The sequence below is a fragment of the Novosphingobium sp. genome, assembly GCF_041915465.1.
Lineage (GTDB): Bacteria > Pseudomonadota > Alphaproteobacteria > Sphingomonadales > Sphingomonadaceae > Novosphingobium.
On sequence record NZ_JAYSBK010000041.1, the window covers coordinates 1 to 26,139 of the forward strand.

The 26,139-nt window shown below is 65.1% G+C and carries 30 protein-coding genes; 24 read left to right on the top strand and 6 right to left on the bottom strand.

Going from position 1 to position 26,139, the window contains the following annotated elements:
- Nucleotides 1-768: MFS transporter (locus ACE3SN_RS08885; RefSeq protein ID WP_374529360.1), on the top strand; the 768-nt coding region annotated here is incomplete at its 5' end.
- A 6-nt stretch (nt 769-774) separates the two neighbouring features.
- Here the strand turns inward: ACE3SN_RS08885 and ACE3SN_RS08890 are convergent.
- Nucleotides 775-1,335 carry a YqgE/AlgH family protein gene (locus ACE3SN_RS08890; protein WP_374529362.1) on the bottom strand — a complete coding sequence of 187 codons (561 nt, stop codon included), beginning with the start codon at nt 1,333-1,335 and terminating at the stop codon, nt 775-777.
- Between the two features lie 58 nt (nt 1,336-1,393).
- Nucleotides 1,394-2,878: an AMP-binding protein gene (locus tag ACE3SN_RS08895; RefSeq protein WP_374529364.1), complete on the bottom strand. Its 1,485-nt coding sequence runs from the start codon at nt 2,876-2,878 to the stop codon at nt 1,394-1,396.
- Between the two features lie 244 nt (nt 2,879-3,122).
- Between ACE3SN_RS08895 and ACE3SN_RS08900 the strand changes: the two genes are divergently transcribed.
- The 8 genes from ACE3SN_RS08900 to ACE3SN_RS08935 all read left to right on the top strand — a co-directional run bounded on the left by ACE3SN_RS08900 (nt 3,123) and on the right by ACE3SN_RS08935 (nt 10,364).
- Complete coding sequence (locus ACE3SN_RS08900) at nt 3,123-4,637, top strand: aldehyde dehydrogenase family protein (RefSeq protein WP_374529366.1); 1,515 nt, start codon at nt 3,123-3,125, stop codon at nt 4,635-4,637.
- Between the two features lie 79 nt (nt 4,638-4,716).
- Complete coding sequence (locus ACE3SN_RS08905; RefSeq protein WP_374529368.1) at nt 4,717-5,589, top strand: amidohydrolase family protein; 873 nt, start codon at nt 4,717-4,719, stop codon at nt 5,587-5,589.
- An 11-nt stretch (nt 5,590-5,600) separates the two neighbouring features.
- Nucleotides 5,601-6,347, top strand: coding sequence for an SDR family NAD(P)-dependent oxidoreductase (locus ACE3SN_RS08910; protein ID WP_374529370.1), 747 nt, complete (start codon nt 5,601-5,603; stop codon nt 6,345-6,347).
- Between the two features lie 24 nt (nt 6,348-6,371).
- Entirely contained in the window at nt 6,372-7,145 is a 774-nt protein-coding gene (locus ACE3SN_RS08915) for a glutathione S-transferase family protein (protein WP_374529372.1), read from the top strand.
- A 4-nt stretch (nt 7,146-7,149) separates the two neighbouring features.
- A complete protein-coding gene (locus ACE3SN_RS08920) occupies nt 7,150-7,893 on the top strand; it encodes an alpha/beta fold hydrolase (protein ID WP_374529374.1) in 744 nt (247 codons plus the stop codon).
- Between the two features lie 4 nt (nt 7,894-7,897).
- Nucleotides 7,898-9,121, top strand: coding sequence for an MFS transporter (locus ACE3SN_RS08925; protein ID WP_374529375.1), 1,224 nt, complete (start codon nt 7,898-7,900; stop codon nt 9,119-9,121).
- Complete coding sequence (locus tag ACE3SN_RS08930; RefSeq protein ID WP_374529377.1) at nt 9,121-10,020, top strand: TauD/TfdA dioxygenase family protein; 900 nt, start codon at nt 9,121-9,123, stop codon at nt 10,018-10,020. The genes ACE3SN_RS08925 and ACE3SN_RS08930 overlap by 1 nt, the downstream gene beginning before the upstream one ends.
- A gap of 23 nt (nt 10,021-10,043) precedes the next feature.
- Nucleotides 10,044-10,364 (top strand): hypothetical protein, encoded by a 321-nt coding sequence (locus ACE3SN_RS08935; protein WP_374529379.1) that lies wholly within the window; start codon nt 10,044-10,046, stop codon nt 10,362-10,364.
- A 3-nt stretch (nt 10,365-10,367) separates the two neighbouring features.
- Here the strand turns inward: ACE3SN_RS08935 and ACE3SN_RS08940 are convergent, their stop codons facing one another.
- Together ACE3SN_RS08940 and purU are read right to left on the bottom strand one after the other, a co-directional pair.
- Complete coding sequence (locus ACE3SN_RS08940; RefSeq protein WP_374529382.1) at nt 10,368-10,769, bottom strand: VOC family protein; 402 nt, start codon at nt 10,767-10,769, stop codon at nt 10,368-10,370.
- A 34-nt stretch (nt 10,770-10,803) separates the two neighbouring features.
- Nucleotides 10,804-11,658, bottom strand: coding sequence for a formyltetrahydrofolate deformylase (gene purU / locus ACE3SN_RS08945; RefSeq protein WP_374529383.1), 855 nt, complete (start codon nt 11,656-11,658; stop codon nt 10,804-10,806).
- 114 nt (nt 11,659-11,772) lie between these two features.
- Here purU and ACE3SN_RS08950 point away from each other — a divergent pair, with 114 nt between their 5' ends.
- The 9 genes from ACE3SN_RS08950 (at nt 11,773) to pheT (ending at nt 21,205) form a co-directional block, all read left to right on the top strand.
- Nucleotides 11,773-13,173 carry an aminomethyl transferase family protein gene (locus tag ACE3SN_RS08950; protein ID WP_374529385.1) on the top strand — a complete coding sequence of 467 codons (1,401 nt, stop codon included), beginning with the start codon at nt 11,773-11,775 and terminating at the stop codon, nt 13,171-13,173.
- Between the two features lie 78 nt (nt 13,174-13,251).
- A complete protein-coding gene (locus tag ACE3SN_RS08955) occupies nt 13,252-14,127 on the top strand; it encodes a methylenetetrahydrofolate reductase (RefSeq protein ID WP_374529386.1) in 876 nt (291 codons plus the stop codon).
- Complete coding sequence (locus ACE3SN_RS08960; RefSeq protein WP_374529387.1) at nt 14,124-14,804, top strand: alpha/beta fold hydrolase; 681 nt, start codon at nt 14,124-14,126, stop codon at nt 14,802-14,804. Before ACE3SN_RS08955 ends, ACE3SN_RS08960 begins: the two co-directional genes overlap by 4 nt.
- A 108-nt stretch (nt 14,805-14,912) precedes the next feature.
- On the top strand, nt 14,913-15,116 hold the full coding sequence (gene rpmI, locus ACE3SN_RS08965; RefSeq protein WP_189539454.1) for a 50S ribosomal protein L35: 204 nt from the start codon (nt 14,913-14,915) through the stop codon (nt 15,114-15,116).
- A 14-nt stretch (nt 15,117-15,130) separates the two neighbouring features.
- Nucleotides 15,131-15,490: a 50S ribosomal protein L20 gene (gene rplT / locus ACE3SN_RS08970; RefSeq protein WP_374529388.1), complete on the top strand. Its 360-nt coding sequence runs from the start codon at nt 15,131-15,133 to the stop codon at nt 15,488-15,490.
- A 166-nt stretch (nt 15,491-15,656) separates the two neighbouring features.
- Nucleotides 15,657-16,544 (top strand): helix-turn-helix domain-containing protein, encoded by an 888-nt coding sequence (locus ACE3SN_RS08975; protein ID WP_374529389.1) that lies wholly within the window; start codon nt 15,657-15,659, stop codon nt 16,542-16,544.
- A 145-nt stretch (nt 16,545-16,689) separates the two neighbouring features.
- Nucleotides 16,690-17,586 carry a helix-turn-helix domain-containing protein gene (locus ACE3SN_RS08980; RefSeq protein WP_374529390.1) on the top strand — a complete coding sequence of 299 codons (897 nt, stop codon included), beginning with the start codon at nt 16,690-16,692 and terminating at the stop codon, nt 17,584-17,586.
- Nucleotides 17,587-17,680: 94 nt separating this feature from the next.
- The gene (gene pheS / locus ACE3SN_RS08985; RefSeq protein WP_374529391.1) at nt 17,681-18,796 is read left to right on the top strand and encodes a phenylalanine--tRNA ligase subunit alpha; all 1,116 of its coding nucleotides are present in this window, start codon (nt 17,681-17,683) and stop codon (nt 18,794-18,796) included.
- 15 nt (nt 18,797-18,811) lie between these two features.
- Nucleotides 18,812-21,205: a phenylalanine--tRNA ligase subunit beta gene (gene pheT, locus ACE3SN_RS08990; protein WP_374529392.1), complete on the top strand. Its 2,394-nt coding sequence runs from the start codon at nt 18,812-18,814 to the stop codon at nt 21,203-21,205.
- A 149-nt stretch (nt 21,206-21,354) separates the two neighbouring features.
- On the opposite strand, the gene aroC is transcribed toward pheT, so the two are convergent.
- On the bottom strand, nt 21,355-22,428 hold the full coding sequence (gene aroC, locus ACE3SN_RS08995) for a chorismate synthase (RefSeq protein WP_374529393.1): 1,074 nt from the start codon (nt 22,426-22,428) through the stop codon (nt 21,355-21,357).
- A 61-nt stretch (nt 22,429-22,489) separates the two neighbouring features.
- Between aroC and ACE3SN_RS09000 the strand changes: the two genes are divergently transcribed.
- The 5 genes from ACE3SN_RS09000 to ACE3SN_RS09020 are packed head-to-tail and all read left to right on the top strand — an operon-like array spanning nt 22,490 to nt 24,479.
- Nucleotides 22,490-22,801: an antibiotic biosynthesis monooxygenase gene (locus ACE3SN_RS09000; RefSeq protein ID WP_374529394.1), complete on the top strand. Its 312-nt coding sequence runs from the start codon at nt 22,490-22,492 to the stop codon at nt 22,799-22,801.
- Nucleotides 22,798-23,142 carry an arsenate reductase gene (locus tag ACE3SN_RS09005; RefSeq protein WP_374529395.1) on the top strand — a complete coding sequence of 115 codons (345 nt, stop codon included), beginning with the start codon at nt 22,798-22,800 and terminating at the stop codon, nt 23,140-23,142. Before ACE3SN_RS09000 ends, ACE3SN_RS09005 begins: the two co-directional genes overlap by 4 nt.
- Nucleotides 23,124-23,702 (top strand): nicotinamide riboside transporter PnuC, encoded by a 579-nt coding sequence (pnuC, locus tag ACE3SN_RS09010; RefSeq protein WP_374529396.1) that lies wholly within the window; start codon nt 23,124-23,126, stop codon nt 23,700-23,702. The genes ACE3SN_RS09005 and pnuC overlap by 19 nt, the downstream gene beginning before the upstream one ends.
- Nucleotides 23,681-24,223: an AAA family ATPase gene (locus ACE3SN_RS09015; RefSeq protein ID WP_374529397.1), complete on the top strand. Its 543-nt coding sequence runs from the start codon at nt 23,681-23,683 to the stop codon at nt 24,221-24,223. Before pnuC ends, ACE3SN_RS09015 begins: the two co-directional genes overlap by 22 nt.
- 55 nt (nt 24,224-24,278) lie before the next feature.
- Nucleotides 24,279-24,479, top strand: coding sequence for a hypothetical protein (locus tag ACE3SN_RS09020; protein ID WP_374529398.1), 201 nt, complete (start codon nt 24,279-24,281; stop codon nt 24,477-24,479).
- Between the two features lies 1 nt (nt 24,480).
- Here the strand turns inward: ACE3SN_RS09020 and ubiG are convergent, their stop codons facing one another.
- A complete protein-coding gene (gene ubiG / locus ACE3SN_RS09025) occupies nt 24,481-25,212 on the bottom strand; it encodes a bifunctional 2-polyprenyl-6-hydroxyphenol methylase/3-demethylubiquinol 3-O-methyltransferase UbiG (protein WP_374529399.1) in 732 nt (243 codons plus the stop codon).
- Between the two features lie 92 nt (nt 25,213-25,304).
- Here ubiG and ACE3SN_RS09030 point away from each other — a divergent pair.
- Nucleotides 25,305-26,139, top strand: an 835-nt coding sequence (locus ACE3SN_RS09030; RefSeq protein WP_374529400.1) for an aspartate kinase, incomplete at its 3' end; no start/stop codon positions are given.

The following is a 26,139-nucleotide window of genomic DNA, read 5'->3' on the forward strand; positions in this document are numbered from 1 at the left end:
ACCGCCTCGCCCGATCAGCTCCAGGCCTATCGCGTCGCGGAAGGCGCGGTGATCGGCCAGGCCTATATGTGGCTGGCGATCGCCATGCTGGGCATTGCCGCGCTCTTCTGGTTGTTCCGTTCCGCGCTCGATCACGCCAAGGCGGACGAGGCCAAGGTCGAAGGCACCCTGGGCCTGTTCTTGCACAACAAGCGAGTGCAACTGGGCGCGCTTTGCATCTTTACCTATGTCGGCGCGGAAGTCGCGATCGGCTCGAACATGATCGCCTACCTTGGCGAACCCGGAGTGATGGGGCTCGACCTTGAAAGCGCGGGCAAACTGGTCGCGTTCTACTGGGGCGGCGCGATGGTCGGGCGGCTGCTCGGCGGCTTCGTGCTGCGGATGTTCAAGCCCGGCCGCGTGCTGACCGCTTATGCCGCCGCCGCGATCGGCCTGATCGCGATCTCGGCCTTCGGCGCGGGCGCGATTTCGGGCTGGGCGCTGATCCTGGTCGGCCTGTGCAATTCGCTGATGTTCCCGACGATCTTCAGCCTCGGCACCGAAGGGCTTGGCGAGCAGACCCCGCAGGGTTCGGGCATCCTGTGCACCGCCATCGTCGGCGGCGCGCTCGTCCCCTACCTGTTCGGCACCATCGCCGACGTGACCGGCAATATCCGCATGGCGTTGATCGTCCCTGTGATCTGCTATGCGATCATTGCGCTGTTCGGCCGCTGGGCCGTCGCCAATCCGAGCGGCCAGAGCGGCAGCGAAGCACCGGTCTTCGAATAGGCGGCGTCAGGCCCGGCCCGTCTCGCTAGAGAGCAGGGCCGGGTCGATCCCTTCGGCCTGCCAGGCCGCACGCCAGCGCGACGATGCGGGCGTATCGAACAGCACTTGCGGATGGGCGCCCGCCGCATACCAGCCGTGTCGGCGCATTTCTCCGTCGAGCTGCCCCGCCCCCCAACCGGCATAGCCGAGCGCGACCAGCCACTGACGCGGGCCGGTACCGGCGGCGATCGCGCGCAGCACTTCCTGCGAGCCCGACAGGCAGCACAGCCCTTCGACCTCGATCATACCCGGTCCGTGCCAGTCACCCGAGTGCAGGACAAAGCCGCGCTGCGGCTCCACCGGTCCACCGACCAGCACCGCGCAATCGGGGGCGACGCCCGGATCGATCCCAAGATCTTCGAGCAATTCGTGCAGCCGAAATTCGGGATGGACCGCGCCAACACCGATCCCCAGCGCGCCCTCGCGGTCGTGCACGCACATCGCGATCACCGCGTGGTCGAAACGCGGATCGCCCATCCCGGGCATGGCCAGCAAGAGCCGGCCCGCTAGATAGCTGGCCTCGGTCATTCCGGGCAGAGGTTAGCCCCGCCGCAGCCCCAACTCAATCGTCGGATCGACCGCGCGATCAATCCCTGGGCAGCAGATGCTTCTGCACCTTGCCCGAGGCGGTGCGCGGGATCGTGTCGGTGATGATGACGCTGGCGGGGACCTTGAACTTGGCGAGGCGCGCGGTGCAGTGCGCGGTGATGTCGTCCGCGCTCAGGCTCGATCCGGGCTTGAGGATGATGAAGGCGCGGCCAACCTCGCCCCAGCGTTCGGACGGCACGCCGATCACTGCGGCTTCGGCAATGTCGTGCAGTTCGGCAATCGCGGCCTCGACCTCGGCCGGATAGACGTTTTCGCCGCCCGAGATGTACATGTCCTTCTTGCGGTCGACGAGGTAGAAGAACCCGTCCGCGTCCTGCAGCGCGGCGTCGCCGGTCTTGAACCAGCCATCGTGGAAGGCCTTGGCGGTCAGCTCCGGCTGGTTCCAGTAACCCGGCGTGATCGAGGGGCCGCGCAGCCACAGTTCGCCGGTTTCGCCCTGCGCCACATCGTTGCCGTCCTCGTCGACGATGCGGGTCTGCACCGCCATCAGCGGCAGGCCGCAGCTGCCCGCCTTGGCGATCAGGCGGTCCTCGTCGTGCACGGGCATGGCAAAGTTCGACCCCGTCTCGCTCATCCCGAACCCGTCGGAGAAACGGATCCCGGCATGGGCGAAACGTTCGACCTGCGCCTTGGGATTGGGCGCGCCGCCGGTGACGTACATCTTGAGGCCGTGGAACTTTTCGGGCGCGAAGTCCGGATGCTGCCACAGCACGGTCGCCATCTGCGGGACTGAGAAATAGTGCGTTATGCCAAGCGCCGGATCGCCGATCCGGGCAATGGTCTTGTCCGGCACGAAGCCCGAGGAGACCCACACGGTGCCCCCCGCCACGATCGGCACGCGCGCAGCCGCGAACAGCCCGGCGGTGTGGAACAGCGGCATATCGCACAGGAACACGCTTTCATAGCTGACCATCGAGCCCAGCGTGAAGTTGATCGGCCCCCAGAAGGCATTGGCGCAGGTGATGATCACGCCCTTGGGCCGCCCGCTGGTGCCCGAGGTATAGAGCAGGGTCATCGGCTCGTCCCAGCCGCGCCGGGCATCGACGGGCGCGCGGGCACCCGCCTCGCCCAGCGTTTCCAGATCGGCCAGCAGGTGTTGTTCGACGCCGGTATCCGGCACCGTGAAATCGGCATCGTGGAACATCAGCGCGGGCTGGGCATCGTCCATCAGCGCGGCGATCTCGGCCGTGGCGAGGCGCCAGTTGTAGGGCACGAAGATCGCGCCTGCTCGCTCGCAGGCATATTGCAGGATCAGCACGTTGGGGTGGTTGCGCGCAAGGGTCGCCACGCGCGCGCCGCTGGCCGCGCCCAGCTTGTCCACCAGCCAGGCCGCCGCCCGGTCGATCGCCGCGTCAAACTGCGCCCAGTTCCAGGTTCGGCCCGTCTCCGCGCAGCCCACGGCGATCCGGCGCGGCATGGCGGCGGCATGGTTGCGCACGGGATCGATAACGATGGTGGGCATTGGAACGGGCCTCTCTCATAGTTCTTGCGGCATATCACGCCGATCTTACGGCAGGGGGAATAGCTGCAATAATGCTATGGTCAATAACAATCTGACTCGCCATTCGCACCAGTCCGCACTAGCCTTTGCGCTGCATGGTCGGAGTCGAACACACTGTTGCATCCGGCCAGATAATTTGTATGCCTTACCTACTAATTTCGCTATAGCGATGCAAAGCAGAATCGCCTTTGGAGAGGTACCACCCATGAACGACATGACCACGATCGATCGTACCCAGCGTCCTTACTCGGCTGCGGCGCAGGCGTTCCTTGCGCGCAAGCCGGCGCTGTTCATCAACAACGAATGGGTCGCCTCCAGCCAAGACGCCCTGATCGAGGTGGAAGACCCTTCGTCGGGCAAGATCATCGGCCATGTCGTCGATGCCTCGGACAAGGATGTGGACCGGGCCGTTGCCGCCGCGCGCGCCGCGTTTGACGATGGCCGCTGGTCGAACCTGCCGCCGATGGTGCGCGAACGCATCATGATCCGCCTGGCCGACCTGATCGAGGCCAATGCCGACGAACTGGCCGAGCTTGAAGCGATCGACAACGGCAAGCCCAAGGGCATGGCCGGCGCGGTCGACGTGCCAGGCGCGGCCAGCCACATCCGCTTCATGGCCGGCTGGGCGAGCAAATTGAACGGCGAGGTGATCCAGCCCTATTCGATGCCCAACGGCACCGTGTTCGGTTACACCAAGAAGGAACCCGTCGGCGTCTGCGCGCAGATCGTGCCGTGGAACTTCCCGCTGCTGATGGCCTGCCTCAAGATCGCCCCGGCGCTGGCGGCTGGATGCACCACGGTGCTCAAGCCCGCCGAACAGACCAGCCTCACCGCGCTGCGCCTGGCTGACCTGATCGCCGAAGCCGGGTTCCCGGCCGGCGTGGTCAACGTCATCACCGGCAACGGCCACACCGCGGGCGACCGCATGGTCAAGCACCCCGATGTCGACAAGGTCGCCTTCACCGGCTCGACCGAGATCGGCAAGCTGATCAACAAGAACGCCACCGACACGCTGAAGCGCGTGACGCTGGAACTGGGCGGCAAGAGCCCGGTCGTGGTCATGCCCGACGTCGATGTCGCCGTCACGGCGGCTGGCGCGGCGGGCGCGATCTTCTTCAACTCGGGCCAGGTCTGCGTCGCCGGTTCGCGCCTCTATGCGCACCGTTCGGTGTTCGACCAGGTGATCGAAGGAGTTGCCGCCACCGCCCCGTTCTGGGCGCCGCGTGCGTCGCTCGATCCCGAAGCCCACATGGGCCCGCTGGTGTCGAAGGAACAGTTCGAGCGCGTGATGGGCTATATCGAGGCCGGCAAGCGCGACGGCGCCAGCGTGGCGATGGGCGGCGATGCGGCGGCGGCCGATGGCGGCTACTACGTCAACCCGACGGTGCTGGTCGACGTGAACCCGCAGATGAGCGTCGTTCGCGAGGAAATCTTCGGCCCGGTGGTCGTGGCCCAGCGCTTCGACGACATCGACGAAGTGGCCCGCGAAGCGAACAACACCTGCTATGGCCTCGGCGCCGGGGTGTGGACCAAGGACGTGGCGACCATGCACAAGCTCGCCGCCAAGATCAAAGCCGGGACCGTGTGGGGCAACTGCCACGCCGTGATCGACACCGCACTGCCGTTCGGCGGGTTCAAGGAATCGGGCCTGGGCCGTGAACAGGGCCGCCAGGGGATCGAATCCTACCTCGAAACCAAGACGGTCATCGTCCAGCTCTAAGCCAGACACCGGGACGCCGCGCCGGAACCGTCCGGCGCGGCGCCTGCATTTTTTCCAAACTTTCCCGAGGAGCCAGCCCGTGGCAATCGACCTTTCCAAGATCAAGGCCATCGACGTTCACGTTCACGCCGAGGTTTCGTGCCACGATCCCGAAGACCCGGTGATGGGCCAGTTCTTCGATGCCGCCAGCGCCTATTTCAAGGCCCCGCGCGAACGACCCAAGATGCCCGAGATCGCGGAGATCTACCGCGAACAGCAGATCGCCTTCTGCATGTTCACGGTCGACTGCGAAAGCGGGATCGGCGCCAAGCGCGTGTCGAACTATGAAGTGGCCGAATTCGCCGCCAAGCACGACGACATCTGCATCCCCTTCGCCTCGATCGACCCGCACAAGGGCAAGCTGGGCGCGCGCGAGGCGCGTGATCTGGTTGAGAACTGCGGCGTGCGGGGCTTCAAGTTCCATCACATAATGCAGAATATCGAACCGGCCGCGCAGGTTGGCTATCCGATCTATGAAGTGATCAACGAATACAAGCTGCCCGCGATCTTTCACACCGGCCATTCGGGCATGGGCACCGGGATGCGCGGCGGCGGGGGCGTGAAGCTGAAGTATGGCCAGCCGATGCTGGTTGACGACGTTGCGGTCGATTTCCCCGACATGAAGGTGATCCTCGCCCACCCGAGCTGGCCGTGGGTCGACGAAAGCCTGTCGATGGCGCTGCACAAGGACAACGTGTTCATCGATCTGTCGGGCTGGTCGCCGAAGTACTTTGCCCCGCAGATCATCCAGTATGCCAACACGCAGCTTCGCAAGAAGATGCTGTTCGGCAGCGATTTCCCGCTGATCCATCCGCAAAAGTGGATCGATGCGGCGCTGCAGGTCGGCTTCAAGGAAGACGTGTTGCCCGGCATCATGAAGGACAACGCCGCGCGCGTCCTCGGCCTCGCCTGAGCAGCCGCGCCGTGGACTTCACCGGACGCAATGTCGTCATCACCGGCGCGTCGACCGGGATCGGGCGGGCCACCGCCAGCCGGATCGCCGCGCTGGGCGGCCGCGTCACGCTGATCGCGCGGCGCGCCGGGCTGCTCGAAGCGGCCTGCAAGGAACTGGGCGGTAGCGCCAAGTGGGCCGCCGCCGACGTCGGCGACAAGGCCCAGCTGATCGCCGCGCTCGATCGTGCCGAGGCGCAGAACGGCCCGATCGACGCACTGTTCCTCAATGCCGGAACCGGCGGGGCGTTCGCGCCGGTCGAGGCTTACGGCGACGATACCTTCGACATGGTGCTGAGCGTCAACCTCAAGTCGCCGTTCTGGGCCATCGCCCATGTCATGCCCGGCATGGCAGAGCGTGGACGCGGGGCCATCCTCGTCACCGGCAGCCTTGCGTCCGAACGCGGCATGGCGGGCAATGTCGGCTATGTTGCCTCGAAGCACGCGGTGCTGGGCCTGTCGCGCGCGGTGGCGCTGGAAGGTGCGCCCAAGGGCGTGCGCTGCAACTGCATCGTGCCGGGGTTCATCGAAACCCCGATGCTCGATCAATTGCCGCCCGATGCCATGGCTGCAATGGCCGCCGCCACGCCGCAGGGCCGCACCGGCAAGGCGGAAGAACTGGCCGCCGTCGCCGCCTTCCTGTTGTCCGACGATGCCAGTCACGTGACCGGGCAATCGCTCGCGGTCGATGGCGGGGTGCTGGGCACGCTGCGGATCTAGAATACGGAAATTTGGGAGAGAACGATGGCGCTCAAATACTACCACGCCGAACCGCTGGCGAATTCGCTAAAGTCGATGGTGCCTTTGAAGGAAAAGGGCCTCGCCTACGAAAGCATTTATGTGGACCTGCACAAGTTCGAGCAGCATTCGGACTGGTTCACCGCGATCAACCCCGAAGGCCAGGTGCCGGTGCTCGATCATGACGGCACGATCATCACCCACACCACGGTGATCAACGAATACCTTGAAGACGCCTTCCCCGATGCCAATCCGGCCGACGGGCCGCTGCGCCCGCGCGATCCGGTTGGGGCGGCGCGGATGCGGTACTGGAACAAGTTTGTCGACGAGCACGTGATGAACTTCGTCTCGATGCACGGCTGGCACCGCCTGGTCGGCGTGATCGCTCGCAACATCGACAGCGGCGAATTCGAAAAACTGATGGAGCACGTACCCCTGCCCGACCAGCGCAAGAAGTGGATGACCGCGCGTTCGGGCTTTTCGGAAACCGACCTGGCCAACGCGACCGACAAGATCGTCTATGCGCTGAACAAGGTCGAAGGCCAGCTGGGCCAAACCAAGTGGCTCGCTGGGGATGCCTACACCCTCGCCGACATCAACTTCTACTCGCACTGCGGGATGATGGTGGAACGGATGTTCCCCGATCTGGAAGTGGCGAAGAACTATCCCCGCCTGGTCGACTGGCGCGAGCGTGTCACCGCGCGGCCTGCGGTGGCGGAAGCGCTGAAGAGCGAAGACCGCACCGCGCCCGGGCTGCGCACGTGGAGTGGGGACCGCTAAGGCAATGGCCGGATTCGTTCTGATCCACGGTTCCTGGCACGGCGGGTGGTGCTTCGATGAAGTGAAGCGCCGCCTGGAAGCCGCCGGTCATACGGTGGTCGCCCCCACCCTGCCCGGCATGGGCGGCGACGAAGCGGCCTTGCGCGCCGTCACCCTTGAAGGCTGGGGCGCGTTTGCTGCGCAGGAATGCCGCAAGCTGAAGGACCGGCTTGGCGGCGCGCCGGTGGTGCTGGCGGGCCATTCGCGCGGCGGGATCGTGATCTCGACCGCGGCGGAGACAGATTCGACCGCGATGGATGCGCTGGTCTATATCTGCGCAATGATGCTCCCCGACGGCATGAGCCGCGCCGAATTCAAGGCGCTGGAAGGGCCGACACCCGATTTCGACGCACTGATCTCACCCGTCGGCAATGGTGCAGGCACCGTGGTCGACCCCGCCCGCGCCGCACCGGTGTTCGCGCAGCTCTCACCGCCCGAACTGGTCGAAGCCGCCCTGCCCCGGCTCCTGTCCGAACCGCATGGCCCACGCTCGACCAAGCTGCACCTGACGGCCGATCGCTGGGGCAGCCTGCCCCGCACCTATGTCGAATGTACCGAGGACCGGACGATCCCGATCGCCAGCCAGCGCCTGATGCAGAGCCGCTCTCCGGGGGCGCGGGTCGTCACGCTGGAGACGGATCATTCGCCCTACCTGTCCAAGCCAGATGAACTGACTGCGGCGCTGATCGCGGCGATTCCCGGAGAATGAAGCCATGAAGCAGCGCGGCAAAGGTTATGAGCTCGCGCTGCTGGTGGTGTTGACCCTCGCCAACGGGGTGGTCGCGTTCGACCGGCTCGCCGCGACGTTCCTCTCGCCCTACATCGTCGCCGACCTGAAACTCGACAATGCGCAGCTCGGGCTGCTCGCGGGCGCGCTTTCGGGCGCAGTGGCGATCACCGCCTTCCTTGGCGGGCAACTGGCGGACCGGACCGGAAAGCGCAAATTGCTGCTGGTGGCCTGTACGCTGGTGTTCTCGCTCGGATCGGCGGCGGGCGGTTTCGCGATCGGCTTTGCCTCGCTCTTCGCCGCGCGGTTCCTGCTGGGGCTGGCCGAGGGGCCGATGGTGCCGGTCAGCCAGACGGTGATGATGGACACCTCCACGCCAGAGCGGCGCGGCTTCAACATGGGCGTGATGCAGATGGCAGGCGCGTTCCTGCTGGGCGCGATGGCGGGGCCGATCGTGGCGACGCAGGTGGCGGATAGCCTCGGCTGGCGCGCGGCCTTCTTCATTTCCGCCGTGCCGGGCGTGATCCTTGCGCTGATCATGATGGCGCTGGTGAAGCCCGACCGGCCTGTCGACCATGCCGCCGGAGAAGCCCCGCCTTCGCTGCTGGGCGCGCTGGGGCAACTGCTGGCGATCCGCAACATGCGCGTGGCGCTGGGCGTTGCCGCGCTGTTTACCGCGTGGCTGGTGCTGCAGAACGTGTTCCTGCCGCTCCACCTGACCAACGACCTGGCCCTGCCCGGCCCAACCATGGGCAAGGTGCTGTCGATGGGCGGGATCGCGGGCGTGATCGGCGGGGCCTTGCTGCCACTCCTCAGTGACCGGATCGGACGCAAGCCGGTGGTGATCGGCGCCTGTCTCGCGGGCCTGCTGGCCCCCGCGGCGATGCTGACGCTGCCGCCGGATTCGTTCCTGCTCGGCGCCGCGATCCTGCTCGGCTGGCTGCCGCTGGGCATTGCCCCGCTCTATTGCGCCACGATCCCGACCGAAAGCGTGCCGCCCGCGCTGGCTACCAGCGCGGTGGGCCTTGCCATGGGCACGGCTGAACTGCTGGGCGGCGTGGTTGCCCCGGGCATCGCTGGCTATGCCGCCGATGCCTATGGCCGCGGCGCCGTTTTCGTGATTTGTGGCGGACTGGCGCTTGCTGCTGCGGCGGCGGCCCTGATGCTGAAAGAGACCGCGCCGCGAGCGCTGGCGAAGGAGAGGACCTGATGCGCGAAGTACGGCTAAGCCCGGCGGGCGGCTATGACAATTCAGCTCGTGACTATGCCCACATCACCGCTACCCCGATGGCGAGTGCGATGGGCGCGCTGATTTCGGGCGTCGCCATACCCGACCTCACCGACGAGGCTTTCGCCGAGGTGCAGGACGCGCTGTGGCGGCACAAGATGATCTTCTTCAAGGATCAGCGCCTGACCCACGCCGAGCACGAGGCCTTTGCGCTGCGCTGGGGCCCCTTCGCGCCCGATGCCTATACCAACGGCGTGCCTGGCCACGTGAACGTCCAGCCGCTGATCAAGGAAGCCGAGGCACGCTCCAAGGGGCTGTTCGGTTCGGGCTGGCACACCGACAGTCCCTTCCTGCCCGAACCGCCGGGGGTAACGATCCTGCGCTCGGTCGAAGTGCCGCCCTATGGCGGCGATACCGTCTGGGCCAACACGGCACTTGCCTATCGCACGCTGTCCCCCGCGATGCAGGAAATGCTGCGGCCCCTTAAAGTGAGGATGAGCGCGCGCAACAACGCCTGGACGCAGAAGATGGCCGACGGCAAGGAGCTGAACTTCGCCAGCGACGCCGCGCGCGAGGCCGCGTTCGAGGGCAACGCCCATCCACTGGTGCGCCGGCATCCGGTGACCGGCGAACTCTCGCTCTATGTCGATGAAGTCTATGCCGTCGCCATCGAGGGCATGACGGGCGCGGAAAGCCACGCTCTGATCGATTTCCTGTGCCGTCACGTCACCCAGCACCATTACACCTTCCGGCTCAAGTGGGAGGTCGGCATGGTGGCAATGTGGGACAACCGCAGCGCGCTGCACCTTGCCGCCAACGACTATGACGGCTTCCGGCGCGAGATGTACCGCACGACGATGGCGGGCGAGCGGCCGGCCTGACCGAACAGCATCGAGGTATACTGATGGCAAAAATCAATCTGTGCGCGGCGCTCCTCCTCTTGTCTGCTCCAGTCCTCGCTCAAGAGAATTGCCCCGCTTCGCTTGAACACAAGGTGCCCGGCTTATCGTCGAAAGATGCGAAAGCAGCGCAGGGCTATGCAGATTGCGTGCAGAGGCCTTGGTTGCCGGTCAAAGCAGAGCTGGCCGCGAAAGTCGCTCAGTGCCGAACCACCCTTGGCTCACGAATGAGCAGGAAACTCTCAAGGACGCTGGATTGGGTCGATCATATCGCAGCCCAGTTTCCCGGCTGCGAAACTGCAATCACCATCAAGCGAACTGCCTGACCCTCAATCCCCGAAGAAATTGAGTTCCAGCAGCACGTTGTTGGGATCGGCGGTGAACACCTGGCGAAGGCCGATCGCCTCGACCAGGTTGACCTGGTAATCCAGCCCCGCCGCCTCGATCCGGCGGATGATCTCGTCATAGCCGGTGCAGTTGAGCGCGACGTGGTGGACCGCGCCGGTCAGTTCGCCCGGCTTTACCTCGCGGTCATAGGCGCGGATGCAGTCGGTCGAATTGAGGTGCAGGATGCCCTTGCCGCCCGCGTCGTACATCCACTGCGCGGTCTGAGGCGTCAGGGGAGGCGGCGCATCGCGGCGCTCGAGGTTCAGCAGGGCCTCGTAAAACTTGGCCGTACCATCCAGATCATCGGTGATGATGTTGACGTGATCGAGCGCGTTGACTTGCATTTCCGCCTCCTCTGACAACTCTGTCCTGTCCTGCCTAGCTCCGGAATACCACAGTCTTGTCGTGGTTGAGCAGCACCCGGTCGTCGAGGTGCAGGCGCACGGCTTCGGCCAGTACCCTGCGCTCGATGTCGCGGCCCTTGCGGACCATGTCCTCGGGGCTGTCAGCATGGGTCACGGCTTCAACGTCCTGGTGGATGATCGGGCCTTCATCGAGATCGGCGGTCACGTAATGCGCCGTTGCACCAATCATCTTCACGCCGCGCGCGTGGGCCTGGTGATAGGGCTTGGCGCCCTTGAACCCGGGCAGGAACGAGTGGTGGATATTGATGCAGCGGCCCGACAGGAACGCGGCCAGATCGTCCGATAGAATCTGCATGTAGCGTGCCAGGACGACCAGTTCGGCCCCCGATTCGGTCACCACCTGCTTGATCTGCGCTTCCTGCTGCGGCTTGGTGTCCTTGGTGATCGGGAAGTGGTAATAGGGGATGTCGCCGATCAGCGAGATCGACAGCGCTTCCTTGGGATGGTTACCAATGATGGCGACCACTTCCATGTTCAATTCGCCGATTCGGTTGCGGTACAAAAGATCGCCCAGGCAATGGTCGAACTTCGAAACCATCAGCACGACCTTGCGCGGCGCGCTCTTGGCGCGAAGGCTCCAGGTCATGCCGTATTCCGCGGCAATGCCGCCAAAACCGGCGCGAATCGCCGCCGAATCCTGCGCGCCCGGGGCAAATTCGACGCGCATGAAGAACTGCCCGTTATCCTGGGCATTGAACTGCTGGGCCTCGAGGATATTTCCGCCCATTTCAAAGAGATACCCGGTAACACGCGCAGTAATGCCAGGCTTGTCCCGGCACGAAAGGGTGAGGATCTGTTCCTCGGCCATCAGTCAGTCTCCCATTTGAAGCGCGCTGCGTAGCCACAGCGCTTTTCATTTGCATCCATAGCAAAAGATAGTATGTGTTGCATACAAAATTCAACCAGAGAGGAGTCGGGGCACATGGCCGCCACCAATCTTGATCAGCTTCTTGCCCAGCAGGGCAACATCGTCTCGATGCTGCGCAACTCGCAATTGGGTGCCTATGTCTATCCGGTGGTCGCGCCGGAATTCTCCAACTGGCGCTCGGAACAGTGGGCCTGGCAGCACAGCGCCGTGCTGTTCGACCAGTCGCACCACATGGTGAACCTCTACATTCGCGGCAAGGATGCGGCCAAGCTGCTCAGCGACACGATGATCAACAGCTCGAAGGGCTGGACGGTCAACAAGGCCAAGCAGTACGTGCCGACGACCCCCTATGGCCACGTGATCGGCGACGGCATCATCTTCTGGGAAGAAGAGGAGAGCTTCACTTACGTCGGCCGCGCGCCCGCCTCGAACTGGCTGCGCTACCACGCTGCAACCGGCGGCTATGACTGCGAAGTCGAGCTTGACGATCGTTCGCCGATGCGCCCGATGGGCAAGCCCGTCAGCCGCAAGGAATGGCGCTTCCAGATCCAGGGCCCCAACGCCTGGGCCGTGATCGAAAAGCTGCACGGCGGTCCGCTGGAGCAGCTCAAGTTCTTCAACATGAGCACGATGAACATCGCCGGTCGCAAGGTTCGCACCCTGCGCCACGGCATGTCGGGCGCGCCGGGTCTCGAAATCTGGGGTCCCTATGAAGAGCAGGAAGAAATCCGCGCCGCGATCCTCGAAGCCGGCAAGGAATTCGGCCTGATCGCTTGCGGCAGCCGCGCCTACCCGTCGAACACGCTGGAATCGGGCTGGATCCCAAGCCCGCTGCCCGCGATCTACACCGGCGAAAAGCTCAAGGGCTTCCGCGAATGGCTGGGCGCCGACAGCTATGAAGCCACCGGTTCGATCGGCGGTTCGTTCGTTTCGGACAACATCCAAGACTATTACCTCAACCCGTGGGAACTGGGTTACGGCAGCTTCGTGAAGTTCGACCACGACTTCCACGGCCGCGAAGCGCTCGAAGCGCTGAACCCGGCTGAACAGCGCAAGAAGGTGACGCTGGCCTGGCATCCGGAGGACATGGCCAAGATCATGGCCTCGCTGTTCAACCCGGACGGCGAACAGTACAAGTTCTTCGACGTGCCGCTGGCGAACTATGCCTCGTCCAACTACGACCGCGTGGTCGATGCGGACGGCAAGACTGTCGGCCTCTCGATGTTCACCGGCTACTCGTACAACGAAAAGCAGGCGCTCAGCCTTGCCACCGTCGATCCGGAAATCCCGGTCGGCACCGAAGTGCGCGTGGTCTGGGGTGAAGAAAACGGCGGCACCAAGAAGACCACCGTCGAACCCCACAAGCAGCTGGAAGTGCGCGCGATCGTGAGCTCGGTGCCCTACAGCCGCGTCGCCCGCGAAAACTACGCCGAAGGCTGGCGCACCGCCCGCTAAGGCCACAGGCCAAGCCCGGCAGCCCGCAGCGCCCCAATCGCGCGCGGGCTGCCTCCGGCTATTCAAGAGGATGCATCGATGGGCAAACCGCTGATCCACCCCAATTGGGCCAAGGCGCCCGAGGGCATCACCGACGGCTTCAGCCTGGAAATGACGGCCAAGGACGAAGGCTCGCTGCGCGATGCCGCGCCGCTGATCCCCGCCGACACTCCCATCGCGATCACCTATCTCCCCGGCGAAGAACTCGAAGCCCGCGTTGCCGCGACCATCGCCGTGCGCGAGCTGGGGTTTGAGCCGATGCCCCATTTCTCGGCCCGCCGGATTACCTCGGAAGACGATTTCGAAGGCTATCTGAAGGCCGTGGTCGAACGCGCCGGGGTGACCCGCTGCTTTATCGTCGCGGGCGATCCGCCCGAGCCGCAAGGCCCCTATTTCGACACCTCTGCCCTGATCGCAACAGGCGCCTTCGAGCGCGCCGGGATCAAGGCGATCGGCGTTGGCGGTCACCCCGAAGGCCACCCCAACATGACCGAGGCCCAGTGCTGGGAAGTGTTGGAAGCCAAGGTCCGCGAAATCGAGCGGCGCGGCATGGCCCCGCTGGTCGTCACCCAGTTCGGCTTCGATCCCGATGCCTTCCTCGGCTGGCTCAAGCAGCTGCGCGCCCGCGGGCTGGATGTGCCGGTGCGGATCGGCGTTCCGGGGCCTGCGGGCATCAAGCGCCTGCTGGCCTTTGCCGCGCGCTGCGGCGTGGGCGCTTCGGCCTCGGTCATGAAGAAATACGGCGTCTCGATCACCAACCTGCTCGGCACCGCCGGGCCGGACAAGCTGGTCGACGCCTTCGCCAAGGGCCTTTCGGGCGAACACGGCCGGGTGCGCCTGCATTTCTATCCCTTCGGCGGCATCCGCAAGACCTGCGAATGGGTGCAGGAATACAACCGGAAGAACGGAATTTGACCGACTTCGTCCTCGTCCATGGGGCCTGGGGCGGGGGCTGGTCCTACGATCGCCTCGCCCGTGAGCTTAAGGAACGCGGCCACCGCGTGGTGGTCGCGCAGCTGGCGGGCCTTGGCACCCGGCGTGACGGGCTCAACCCCGCGATCGACCTAACAACTCACGTGAACGACGTGATCTCGCAGATCGAAGCCGCCGGGTTCGATCGCTTCGTGCTGTGCGGGCATTCCTATGGCGGCATGGTGATCACCGGGGTTGCAACGCGCCTCGGCGCGCGAATCGACGCCATGTGCTATATCGACGCCTTCCTGCCGCTCGATGGCCAGTCGCTGTGGGACATCACCGGCGACTATGAGCACCGCTGGTACATCGACACCCAGAAGGACACGCCCGGTCTCGTCGCCCCGATCGGCGGGGTGCAGTTGCTGGACAACCCGCGCTATGGCCGCCACCCCCTGCTGACGCTGCTACAGCCGGTGCACTATACCGGCGAGGAAGCCAAGGTTCCGCGCCATGTCTATATCTTCGCCAGCGAATGGCAGCCCACGCCCTTCCCGCGCTTCCGCGACATGGTGGAGGGCGATCCCGCCTGGGAACTGCACGAAGTCGGCGGCGGACACATGGTGATGGACGATGAGCCCGAAAAACTGCTGAATATCGTGCTTGGGCTTGCCAATTGACCGATTCCCCACTAGGGGCGCGCACTTCATTGACACGGATTCGATGACCCGCCTGGCCAACTAGGGCTGCCATGGCAGGTTGGACGTGTCTCAGACAAGGAGACGAAAATGCCCAAGCTCAAGACCAAGAGCGGCGTGAAGAAGCGCTTCAAGCTCACCGCAACCGGCAAGATCAAGCACGGCGCGGTTGGCAAGCGTCACCGGCTGATCAGCCATAACGCCAAGTACATCCGCCAGCACCGCCGCACCGACACGATCTCTGACGCCGATGCGAAGACGATCAAGAAGTGGGCGCCCTACGGGCTGAACTGAGGGAGTACTGAAGTATGGCACGTGTCAAAAGGGGTGTTACCACCCGCGCCAAGCACAAGAACATTCTGGAACAGGCCAAGGGTTACCGCGGTCGCCGGAAGAACACGATTCGCGTTGCGCGCCAGGCCGTCGAAAAGGCCGGCCAGTACGCTTACCGCGACCGCAAGGTTAAGAAGCGGAGCTTCCGCGCCCTGTGGATCCAGCGCATCAACGCCGCTGTTCGCGCCGAGGGCCTGACCTATTCGCAGTTCATCCACGGCACCAAGCTGGCCGGCATCGAACTCGACCGCAAGGCGATGGCCGATCTCGCCATGAACGAAGGCGGCGTGTTCAGCGCCGTGATCGCTCAGGCCAAGGCTGCCCTGCCGGCCTGAGCCGACAGTTCAGGACAAGTCTTCAGGAAGGGCGTGGATGGCACTGTCATCCGCGCCCTTTCCCGTTTGGGGGCACAACATTGTCTTGAATTGACAACCTTGGAAGGTTTACCATCACTTCGCTGTGGCAAGGGGCGGATTTGGTGAACCATCCGAATAACGGGCAATGACGGTTCAAGTTCTGGGGGATGCGGTCACTGTCCGTTTCTTCATGCCATCGGCAGAGCTTTCGCCGTACATCTCGACTTACTATCTGACCGAAGTCAGTTCAGCCGGCGATCTTGTAATTGAAGATTGGCTGCATCCCGAATGGGCCAACTTGCGCATTTTCAATGGCAATTTGTGCGAAGCGGCGATCGGACCGGATCCGATCCGCGCCGCGCGCGAAACGATTGTCACCGGCCCGACCAGCTGCGCCGCCCATTTCCGCCTCGGACCCACGCGGGTTTGGGGCATCGGCATCCTGCCGAAGGGCTGGGCCCGCTTTACCGAAATGTCGGCCGCCAACATGGCGGATCGATTCTGCCATCCCGACGACGAACCTGCGCTCGGCCACTTTGCCGATCTGCGCGCGCTGGTCTTTTCGGGCCCTGCCGATCCTGCTGAAGAAGCCCGGCGGATCGACGCCTATTTCCGCGGATTGCTGACAACCCGGCCGCCGCATGAAGACGAACATCGGATCCGCGCTGCCCATGGCGCCCTGATGGAATCCGAAATCGGTTCGGTCAGCGAACTGTCCGAACAACTCGGCATCTCGTCGCGCTCGCTCGAACGGCTGAGCCTGCGCGCTTTCGGCTTTTCGCCCAAGCTGCTGCTGCGCCGTCAGCGCTTCCTGCGCAGCCTGGCCCAGTTCATGCTCGATCCCTCGCTCTCGTGGATCAAGACGCTCGACTGGCAATATGTCGACCAGGCCCATTTCGTGCGCGACTTCAAGCGCTTCATGGGGATGAGCCCAAGCCGCTATGCCGCGCTTGAACACCCGGTGCTGCGCGCCGCCGCCCGGGCCCGCGCCGCGGCAGCGGGCGAAGCGGTCCAGGCGCTGCATCGGCCTTGAAGCGCGCTCCAGACTAGCCGCTTAACCGAAATCCTTTGGCAGGCGTTAAAAGGTCGAGGTGATAAGGAAAACTGACTTGACGACAGCGCGCGTCCTGTATGTATCTCGGCTTAACGACTGATATACCGAATTCGGGGAGCAAAAAGTGTCGTCCAAACCGACAGTCACTGCGCGCTTCCATGCGCCGCCTGAAGATTTGCGGCGCTATTTCACGTCCTTTTACATCACCGAAATCACCTCGCCCGACGGCCAGCCGGTGGTTGATGCCTTGCAGCCCGAATGGGGCAACCTGCGCTTCTTCAATGGCGCTGCTCCGCACAGCTGGATCGAGGGCGGCGACCAGATCGATGGCAAACGCTTCGTCGCCACGGGTCCGTCGAGCCGCTGCGCCAATTTCTCCCTTGGCTCATCGCGGTTCTGGGGAATGGGGCTGCTGCCGCTCGGCTGGGCTCGGTTCGTTTGCCAACCGGCTGCCGCCCACGCCAACCTGATCGCTGATGGCCATACCCATCCCACGTTCAGCCAATTCGTTCCGCTCGCCGACGCGCTGTTCGCCAGCGACGGGGACGAGCAAAAGGAACTCGAGACGATCGTCTCGTTTTTTCGTTCACTGCCGCCCTGCCCGAAGCTGAACGAGACGCAGGTGCTGGCGATCCACTCAGCAATGATCGATCCGCAGGTCTCCAGCGTTGGCGAGCTGGTCGAACGCATCGGCACCAGCCAGCGGACGATCGAGCGGGTTTGCGACCGGGCCTTCGGATTTTCACCCAAGCTGCTGCTGCGCCGCCAGCGCTTCATGCGCAGCCTCGCCCAGTTCATGCTCGACCCTTCGCTCAAGTGGATCGGGGCGATGGACAGCCAGTACCACGATCAGGCCCAGTTCGTGCGCGACTTCCGCGAATTCATGGGCATGACGCCGAGTGACTATGCCTCGCGCCCGCACCCGGTGCTGGAGCAGTTCATCCATGCCCGGGCAAGAAACCACGGCGTCGCGGTGCAGACCATGGACAGCCCGGACGGCGCCAAGCGCCCGCCCGCCTGAGCGCACATCGCGAATTTTGCGATTTGCAGCCACGCGCCTGCATGGCTAAAGGCGCGGTTCCTGACATTTGCCTATCGAACGGACCGGAAAACCAGTGGACTACGCAGCTACCCGTGAGGAAGCGCTGGCGCGCATCGCCGCCGCGCAGGATTTGGGCACGCTAGAAGGACTGCGGATCGAGTTTCTGGGCAAGCAGGGTTCGATCTCGGGCCTGCTGAAGACGCTGGGCGCAATGTCGCCGGAAGAGCGCCAGAGCGTCGGCCCGCAGATCCATGCGCTGCGCGAAGGCGTCACTGCCGCGCTGGCCGATGCGAAGGCTGCGCTCGAAGCAGCCGAGCTGGAGGCCCGCCTGGCGAGCGAGAACATCGACCTTACCCTGCCCGCCCCGGAAACGCCGCGCGGCAGCGTCCACCCGGTCAGCCAAGTGATGGACGAACTCGCTGAAATCTTCGCCGACATGGGTTTCGCCGTCGCCACCGGTCCGGAAATCGAGGACGACTGGCACAATTTCACCGCGCTCAATATCCCGGAAAGCCACCCCGCGCGCGCGATGCACGATACCTTCTACTTCCCCGACAAGGATGCAGAAGGCCGCGCCATGCTGCTGCGCACCCACACCAGCCCGGTGCAGATCCGCACCATGCTGGACGTGGTCAAGGCCAATCCCGGCGGCGCGCCGATCCGCATCATCGCGCCGGGCCGGGTCTACCGCTCTGACTCCGACGCCACCCACACCCCGATGTTCCACCAGGTCGAAGGGCTGGTGATCGACAAGGGCATCCACCTCGGGCACCTCAAGTGGACCCTGGAAACCTTCCTCAAGGCCTTTTTCGAGCGCGAGGACATCGTCCTGCGCCTGCGCCCCAGTTATTTTCCCTTCACCGAGCCTTCGGTCGAAGTCGACGTGGGCTTCGCCATCGTGAATGGCAAGCGCGTGCTGGGCGGCAGCGGCGATGCGCCGGGCCACGGCTGGATGGAACTCTTGGGCAGCGGCATGGTCAACCGCCACGTGATCGCCGCCGGCGGCCTTGATCCCGAGGAATGGCAGGGCTTTGCTTTCGGCATCGGGGTCGACCGGATTGCCATGCTCAAATACGGAATGGATGACTTGCGCGCGTTCTTCGACGGCGATGCCCGCTGGCTTTCGCACTATGGCTTTTCCGCAAACGACGTGCCGACCCTGTCGGCCGGCGTCGGCACCCAGGCATAAGGGGGGACTGACGACATGAAGTTCTCGCTCACCTGGCTCAAGGACCACCTTGAAACCACCGCCACTGCTGAAGAGATCAGCGCCAAGCTCAACGCAATCGGCCTTGAAGTCGAAAGCGTCGAAGACGCTTCGGCCAAGCTGACCGGTTTCCGCGTGGCCAAGGTGCTGACCGCCGAACGTCACCCCAATGCCGACAAGCTGCAGGTGTTGTCGGTCGACGTGGGTGACGGCACGCCGCTGCAGGTCGTGTGCGGCGCGCCCAACGCGCGCGCGGGCCTCGTCGGCGTGCTGGGTCTGCCCGGCGCGGTCGTGCCTGCGGGCGGCTTCGAGCTCAAGAAGTCGGCCATTCGCGGTGTCGAATCGAATGGTATGATGTGCTCCACGCGCGAGCTGGAACTGGGCGAGGATCACGACGGGATCATCGAACTGCCCGCCGATGCGCCGATCGGCATGGCCTTTGCCGAATACCACGGCTCCGACCCGGTGTTCGACGTGGCGATCACGCCCAACCGGCCCGACTGCATGGGGGTTTACGGGATCGCCCGCGATCTGGCTGCCGCCGGGCTTGGCACGCTGAAGCCGATTGTGGTCAGCAGCGTGAACGGCCACTTCGATTGCCCCACCGAAATCCGCACCGACGATCCCGAAGGCTGCCCGGCCTTCTTCGGCCGCGTGATCCGCGGCGTGAAGAATGGCCCCTCGCCCGACTGGATGCAGGACCGCCTGAAGAGCGCGGGCCAGCGTCCGATCTCGGCGCTGGTCGACATCACCAATTACGTGATGCTGGCCTATGGCCGTCCGGCCCACGCCTATGATCTGGCCAAGCTGACCGGCGCGATCTTCGCCCGCCGCGCGAGGCAAGGCGAAACCGTGCTGGCGCTCAACGGCAAGGAATACACCCTCGACGCAGAAATGACCGTGATCGCCGACGATGCCGGCGTACACGACATTGCCGGGATCATGGGCGGCGAACATTCGGGCTGCTCGGAGACGACCACCGACGTCCTGCTCGAAGTCGCCTATTTCGATCCCCAGCGGATCGGCGATACGGGCCGCAAGCTCAACCTCACCTCCGACGCGCGCCAGCGTTTCGAGCGCGGGGTCGATCCCGCGTTCCTCGACAAGGGGCTGGATCTCCTCACCCAGCTGATCCTCGAAATCTGCGGCGGCGAGGCTTCCAAGGTGATCCGCGCCGGCACCCCGCCGAGCGGCACCAAGGTCGTCTCCTATCACCCCAGCCTGGCCTTGCAGCTGGGCGGGGTGGCGATTGCCGACGAAGCGCAGAAGGCGACGCTGACCGCGCTGGGCTTTGGCACCGATGCCCGCTGGAACGTGATCGTGCCGAGCTGGCGCCCGGACGTGGACGGCAGCGCCGACATTGTCGAGGAAGTGGTCCGCATTCACGGGCTGGACAACATCACCAGCGAACCGCTGCCCCGCGCCGATGGCGTCGCCCGCCCCACGGCGACGCCTGCCCAAAAGCTGGAACGCCGCGTGCGCCGTGCCGCTGCCGCGCGCGGGCTGAACGAGGCCGTGACCTGGTCGTTCCTGCCCACCCCCGATGCCGAAGCCTTTGCCGAGGGCAATGGCGGGCTGTGGGTACTCGCCAACCCGATCAGCGAAGACATGAAAGCGATGCGCCCCTCGCTGCTGCCGGGACTGCTGGCCGCCGTGCGCCGCAACGTCGATCGCGGCGCAGCGGGGCTGCGGCTGTTCGAACTGGGCCGCCGTTATTTGCGTGGTGCCAATGGCGCGAGCGACGAACGCCTGACGCTGGGTGCGGTGCTGGCGGGCGAAAAGACCCCGCGCGGCTGGGCGACTGGAAAGGCGCAGTCCTTCGATGCCTATGACGCCAAGGCCGAGGCGCTGGCCCTGCTGGCCGAAGCCGGCGCGCCGGTCGACAACCTGCAGGTCATGGGCGAGGCAGGGGCGCAGTTCCACCCCGGCCAGTCGGCCACGCTGCGGCTTGGCCCCAAGACGGTGCTGGCGCGCTTCGGCATGCTGCACCCGGCGATCCTCAAGCAGTTCGACATCGACGTGCCGGTGGCCGCCGTGGAACTGTTCCTCGATGCGATCCCGGGCAAGCGCGGGTCAGCAGGCTTTGCCCGCAGCGCTTATGCTCCCCCTGCCCTCCAGGCGGTGAAGCGCGACTTCGCGTTCCTGGTGGATGCCAAGCTTCCGGCAGGCGATCTGGTCCGCGCGGTCAAGGGCGCGGACAAGGCCAGCATCGTCGCCGCACGCCTGTTCGACGATTTCCGCGGCCAGGGCGTGCCGGAAGGGCAGAAGAGCCTGGCGATCGAAGTCACGCTCCAGCCCGGCGATAAGAGCTTCGACGAAGCCGAGCTCAAGGCGATTGCCGAAAAGGTGACGGCGGCGGCGACCAAGCTGGGCGCGGTACTGCGGGGTTAGCCAGAACGACCTGCGACTAGGCCGGGATTTGGCTCAGGCCGAGGCGAGAATGGTGGGATTCGAGAACCGGCGCGCAGCGACCTGATAGGTCGTGAGCACCGGAAGCGCAGAAACCTGCCATTGGCAGCCCGGCATGGGACAAATAGCGGTTAAGGCGCGCCGCACTGCCCGCGGTGGAGCAGCTTCTGGTCTGCCAGCACGAGAGCCATCATCGCCTCGACCACCGGCACGCCGCGAATGCCGACACAGGGGTCGTGGCGGCCCTTGGTGAACATCTCGGCGGCTTCGCCTTCTGGCGTGATGGTTTGCTGGGGGGTGAGGATCGAGCTGGTCGGCTTGAAAGCCACGCGCACCACCACCGGCTGGCCGGTCGAAATGCCGCCCGCGATCCCGCCGGCGTGGTTGGCCAAGAACTGCGGCGCGCCCTCACCGGGGCGCATCGGATCGGCGTTCTGTTCGCCCGTCAGGCGCGCGGCGGCAAAGCCATCGCCGATTTCCACGCCCTTCACCGCATTGATGCCCATCATGGCGGATGCCAGCTCGGAATCGAGCTTGGCATAGAGCGGCGCGCCCCATCCGGCGGGAACGCCGGTGGCTACGCATTCGACCACTGCGCCAACCGAAGACCCGGCTTTCCGCGCATCGTCGACGATCTTTTCCCAGCGCTTCGCCGCTGCCGCATCGGGGCAGAAGAACGGGTTGTTGCCGATTTCCGCCGCGTCAAAATTCGCCATGTCGATCGCGTCGCCCCCGATTTCGGAGACATAGCCCGTGATCGTCACTTCCGGGATCACCAGCCGTGCCACGGCGCCCGCCGCCACCCGCGCCGCCGTTTCGCGCGCGGAGGAACGCCCGCCGCCGCGATAGTCGCGGAAACCGTACTTGGCGTCATAGGCATAGTCGGCATGACCGGGGCGATAGGCTTTCGCGACGCCTGAATAGTCCTTGCTGCGCTGGTCGACATTCTCGATCATCAGCGAGATCGGCGTGCCGATAGTGCGCCCCTCGAACACGCCCGAAAGAATCCGCACCGCGTCGGGTTCCTGCCGCTGGGTGGTGAACTTCGACTGGCCGGGACGGCGCGCATCGAGGAACGGCTGGATCACGCTCTCGCTGATCGCCAGGCCCGGAGGGCAACCATCCACCACGGCGCCAAGCGCGGGCCCGTGGCTTTCGCCCCAGGTGGTGAAACGCAGCAGACGGCCAAAGGTGTTTACGGACATGGAAGCCGCTTTGGCCAAAAACGGTGGACGGCGCAAGCGCGCGCCCGCTAAGCCGCGTTTCATGTTCCTCGTCGTATTCCGCAACCGCAAGCGCGCCGACATCGATGCCGCCGCCTATGGCGCCGATGCCGCGCGCATGGAGGCCCTCGCCCGCGCCCAGCCGGGATTCCTCTCGTTCAAGAGCTATACCAGCGACGACGGCGAAGTGATCGCCCTGTCCGAATGGGAGAGCGCCGAGGCCGCGCGGGCCTGGGGGATGCAGCCCGACCACGCCGCCACGCAGGGGCGCGGCCGGGCCGAATTCTATCAGGACTACACCCTCTACACCGCAGACAACCCCCGCACGCACCGCTTCGAAAGGCCGCAATCGTGAGCGTAACCGTCTATGGCATTCCCAACTGCGACACAGTCAAGAAGGCGCGCACCTGGCTTGATGGGCAAGGGATCGCCTACACCTTTCACGACTACAAGAAGCAGGGCGCGGATGCGGCGCAGATCGCGCGCTGGTGCGCAGCGGCAGGCTGGGAAAAGGTGCTGAACCGCGCCGGCACGACCTTTCGCAAGCTGCCCGAAGCGGACAAGCAGGACCTTGATGCCACCAAGGCCACCGCGCTGATGGCGGCCAACCCATCGTGCATCAAGCGCCCGATCGTGGAGCATCCCGGCGGCTTGCTGGTCGGCTTCAAGCCCGATGAATGGGCAGCCGCGCTTTGATCGCGAACTGGAGCGAAATCGCCGGATCGCTGCTCGGCCTTGCCAATATCGTGCTGCTAATGCGGCGTTCGGTGTGGAATTTCCCGGTGGCGATGCTGATGGTCGCACTGGTCGGCATCACGCTCTACGAACAGCGGCTCTATTCCGAAACGCTGCTGCAGGCGTTCTTCTTCGTGGTCAACGGCTGGGGCTGGTGGCTGTGGAGCCGGGCCAGGGACCATGGCGAATCCACCGTCCCGGTCGGTTGGATGAGCGACCGCGAGCGGTTCTATTGGGCCGCGATTACCGCCGTTCTCAGCCTTGGGCTCGGCTGGTTCATGGCCGCGAACACCAATGCCGCCCTGCCCTATGCCGATGCCACGGTGACCGGCGCGAGCATTGCCGCGCAGTTCCTGCTCTCGCTCAGGCGGATCGAGAACTGGGTGCTGTGGGTGGCGATCGACGTGATCTCGATCGCGCTCTACGTGAACCGCGAATTGTACTATTTCGCTGCGCTCTATGTCGTGTTCCTGATCCTGTCGGTCCAGGGCCTGCGTGAATGGCGGGCGGCGGCGCGGTGACCTTCCGGCTCTGCTTCCACGGCGCGGAGAGCACTGGCAAGTCGGTGCTGGCAGACAAGCTGCAGCGCGAGCTTGGCCTGCCGTGGGTGCCTGAATATGGCCGCACCTACTGCGAAGAGCGCGGCACCGACCTGACCATGGACGATCTGCTGGCGATTGCCGAGGGGCACGAGGCTGCGGTGCGTGCCGCCGAGAGCGCCAAGCCGGCGCTGCTGATCCTCGATACCGACCCGCTGATGACCGCCGCTTGGGCGCAGATGCTGTTCGGCCACGTACCTGATGCCCTGCTGGCCTATCCCAAAGCCGATCTTTACCTGCTGTTCGAGCCCGACGTGCCGTGGATCGACGATGGCACGCGCTTCTTCGGCAAGAGCCCGCTGCGCACCCGCTTTGCCGCGCTGGCGGAGGAAATGCTGCTGCGCGCCGAGGTGCCGTGGAGGCGAATTTCAGGCAGCTGGGACGAGCGCGAGGCGCAGGTTCGGGCCGAGCTGGTGCGCATTACGCAACAATGCGGGACTTGACCGGACGCGGTTGAAGCGGTTGTCTGCGTTACGCCTGTCAGGCTGGAGGTGAGGCATGGACTTCGTCAAGGCATTGGTACCCGGCACGCTGCTGACCTGGATCGTCTGCGCGGTCTTGGGCAAGGGCGGATCGAGCGGCGGGTGGCTCAGCATCCACCACGTTACCATCAGCTCGCACAGCTTTTACTGGTCGTGGGCGCTGTTCGCGATCGCCACGGGGATGGCGTGGATCCTGCTCGCGATCACGCCGAAGTAGCTCAGCGCGCAACCGTCACGATATAGTTGAGCGCCAGGTCGTCCGACAGGTGCAGGCCCTTGAGCGGCGTAAAGGCGATACCCTTGGGTTCGCCCATCACCAGCCCCGCCCCGGCGAGCAGTTCGCGCAGTTCCTCGGGCGTGACGAAATCGTCCCAGTGGTGCGTTCCGCGCGGAACCATGCCGATCCGCTCTGCCGCCTCGACCATCAAGAGCTTCGACTTTGCCGTGCGATTGGGGGTGGAGAGCACCATCAGCCCGCCCGGCGCAAGGCGCGCGGCTAGCGCAGCGAGGAACGCCGCCTTGTCGGCAACGTGCTCGATCACTTCCATCGAGCAGACCAGGTCAAAGCCCGACAGGCCAAGCGCGCCAATCTCGCCGTGGCGATAATCGATGGCAAGGCCGCCGCCCGCCGCATGGGCAGAGGCCGCCGCGATGTTTTCCGCCGCCGCATCCACACCCGTCACTGCCGCGCCGAGCCGGGCGAGCGGCTCACACAAGAGCCCCGCCCCGCAGCCCACATCGAGCGCGCGCTTGCCCGCCAGCGGCTTCACTCCGCGCGAATCGCCCTGCCAGTGCGCGTCGATCGCGGCGCGGATAAAGCCCAGCCGCACCGGGTTGAGGCGGTGCAGCATGGCCGAGGAACCCTTCGGATCCCACCAATCGGCCGCCAGCTTGCCGAAATGCGCGGCTTCTTCGGGGCGAATGGTCGCGCCAGAGGTTGCATTGCTCATCCCCCGTCCCTAACAGGGCGCGCGCCGCGCGGCGAGGGGTCGCGTGGGAAAGATTCTTGCGGAAAGGTGGGACACGCGTGGCCCGCATCGTGATGAAATTCGGCGGCACCTCGATGGCCGGCTCGGAACGCATCCGCCGCGTCGCCAATATCGTGCGCCGCCAGCAGGCGGCCGGGCACGAAGTGGCGGTGGTGGTTTCGGCCATGGCCGGGGAGACCGACCGGCTGGTGAACTTCTGCCGCGAGGCAAACCCGCTCTACGATCCGGCGGAATACGACGTCGTCGTCGCTGCCGGTGAGCAAGTGACCTCGGGCCTCTTGGCGATGACGCTGCAGGCGCTGGGCTGCAAGGCGCGCTCGTGGCTGGGCTGGCAGCTGCCGGTCCGCACCGACGATGCCCATTCCAAGGCGCGGATCGAAACGATCGACAGCCCCGAACTGCTGGCCTCGATGGCGGCAGGCGAAATCGCCGTAATTCCGGGTTTCCAGGGCCTGACCCACGACAACCGCGTGACCACGCTGGGGCGCGGCGGTTCGGACACCTCGGCCGTGGCCGTCGCCGCCGCGATCGGCGCGGACCGCTGCGACATCTATACCGACGTCGATGGGGTCTATACCACCGACCCGCGCATCGTCGCCAAGGCCCGCAAGCTCAAATACGTCACCTATGAAGAGATGCTGGAACTTGCCAGCGTCGGCTCCAAGGTGCTGCAGACGCGCTCGGTCTCCCTCGCCATGAAGGAAGGCGTGCGGGTGCAGGTATTGTCATCCTTCATCGACGACGACGCCCCTGCCGCGGATACGATCCCCGGCACGATGATCGTCTCGGACGAGGAACTCGAAGGACTCGAAATGGAACGCCAGCTGATCACCGGCATCGCTGCCGACAAGAACGAAGCCAAGATCATCCTGACCCGCGTGCCGGACC

Coding starts and splice junctions, on each gene's coding strand:
- ACE3SN_RS08890 (WP_374529362.1), bottom strand. CDS start 1,335: ATGACCGAGGCCAGCTATCTAGCGGGCCGGCTCTTGCTGGCCATGCCC.
- ACE3SN_RS08895 (WP_374529364.1), bottom strand. CDS start 2,878: ATGCCCACCATCGTTATCGATCCCGTGCGCAACCATGCCGCCGCCATG.
- ACE3SN_RS08900 (WP_374529366.1), top strand. CDS start 3,123: ATGAACGACATGACCACGATCGATCGTACCCAGCGTCCTTACTCGGCT.
- ACE3SN_RS08915 (WP_374529372.1), top strand. CDS start 6,372: ATGGCGCTCAAATACTACCACGCCGAACCGCTGGCGAATTCGCTAAAG.
- ACE3SN_RS08920 (WP_374529374.1), top strand. CDS start 7,150: ATGGCCGGATTCGTTCTGATCCACGGTTCCTGGCACGGCGGGTGGTGC.
- ACE3SN_RS08925 (WP_374529375.1), top strand. CDS start 7,898: ATGAAGCAGCGCGGCAAAGGTTATGAGCTCGCGCTGCTGGTGGTGTTG.
- ACE3SN_RS08930 (WP_374529377.1), top strand. CDS start 9,121: ATGCGCGAAGTACGGCTAAGCCCGGCGGGCGGCTATGACAATTCAGCT.
- ACE3SN_RS08935 (WP_374529379.1), top strand. CDS start 10,044: ATGGCAAAAATCAATCTGTGCGCGGCGCTCCTCCTCTTGTCTGCTCCA.
- ACE3SN_RS08940 (WP_374529382.1), bottom strand. CDS start 10,769: ATGCAAGTCAACGCGCTCGATCACGTCAACATCATCACCGATGATCTG.
- purU (WP_374529383.1), bottom strand. CDS start 11,658: ATGGCCGAGGAACAGATCCTCACCCTTTCGTGCCGGGACAAGCCTGGC.
- ACE3SN_RS08950 (WP_374529385.1), top strand. CDS start 11,773: ATGGCCGCCACCAATCTTGATCAGCTTCTTGCCCAGCAGGGCAACATC.
- ACE3SN_RS08955 (WP_374529386.1), top strand. CDS start 13,252: ATGGGCAAACCGCTGATCCACCCCAATTGGGCCAAGGCGCCCGAGGGC.
- rpmI (WP_189539454.1), top strand. CDS start 14,913: ATGCCCAAGCTCAAGACCAAGAGCGGCGTGAAGAAGCGCTTCAAGCTC.
- rplT (WP_374529388.1), top strand. CDS start 15,131: ATGGCACGTGTCAAAAGGGGTGTTACCACCCGCGCCAAGCACAAGAAC.
- ACE3SN_RS08975 (WP_374529389.1), top strand. CDS start 15,657: ATGACGGTTCAAGTTCTGGGGGATGCGGTCACTGTCCGTTTCTTCATG.
- pheT (WP_374529392.1), top strand. CDS start 18,812: ATGAAGTTCTCGCTCACCTGGCTCAAGGACCACCTTGAAACCACCGCC.
- aroC (WP_374529393.1), bottom strand. CDS start 22,428: ATGTCCGTAAACACCTTTGGCCGTCTGCTGCGTTTCACCACCTGGGGC.
- ACE3SN_RS09000 (WP_374529394.1), top strand. CDS start 22,490: ATGTTCCTCGTCGTATTCCGCAACCGCAAGCGCGCCGACATCGATGCC.
- pnuC (WP_374529396.1), top strand. CDS start 23,124: ATGGGCAGCCGCGCTTTGATCGCGAACTGGAGCGAAATCGCCGGATCG.
- ACE3SN_RS09015 (WP_374529397.1), top strand. CDS start 23,681: ATGGCGGGCGGCGGCGCGGTGACCTTCCGGCTCTGCTTCCACGGCGCG.
- ACE3SN_RS09020 (WP_374529398.1), top strand. CDS start 24,279: ATGGACTTCGTCAAGGCATTGGTACCCGGCACGCTGCTGACCTGGATC.
- ubiG (WP_374529399.1), bottom strand. CDS start 25,212: ATGAGCAATGCAACCTCTGGCGCGACCATTCGCCCCGAAGAAGCCGCG.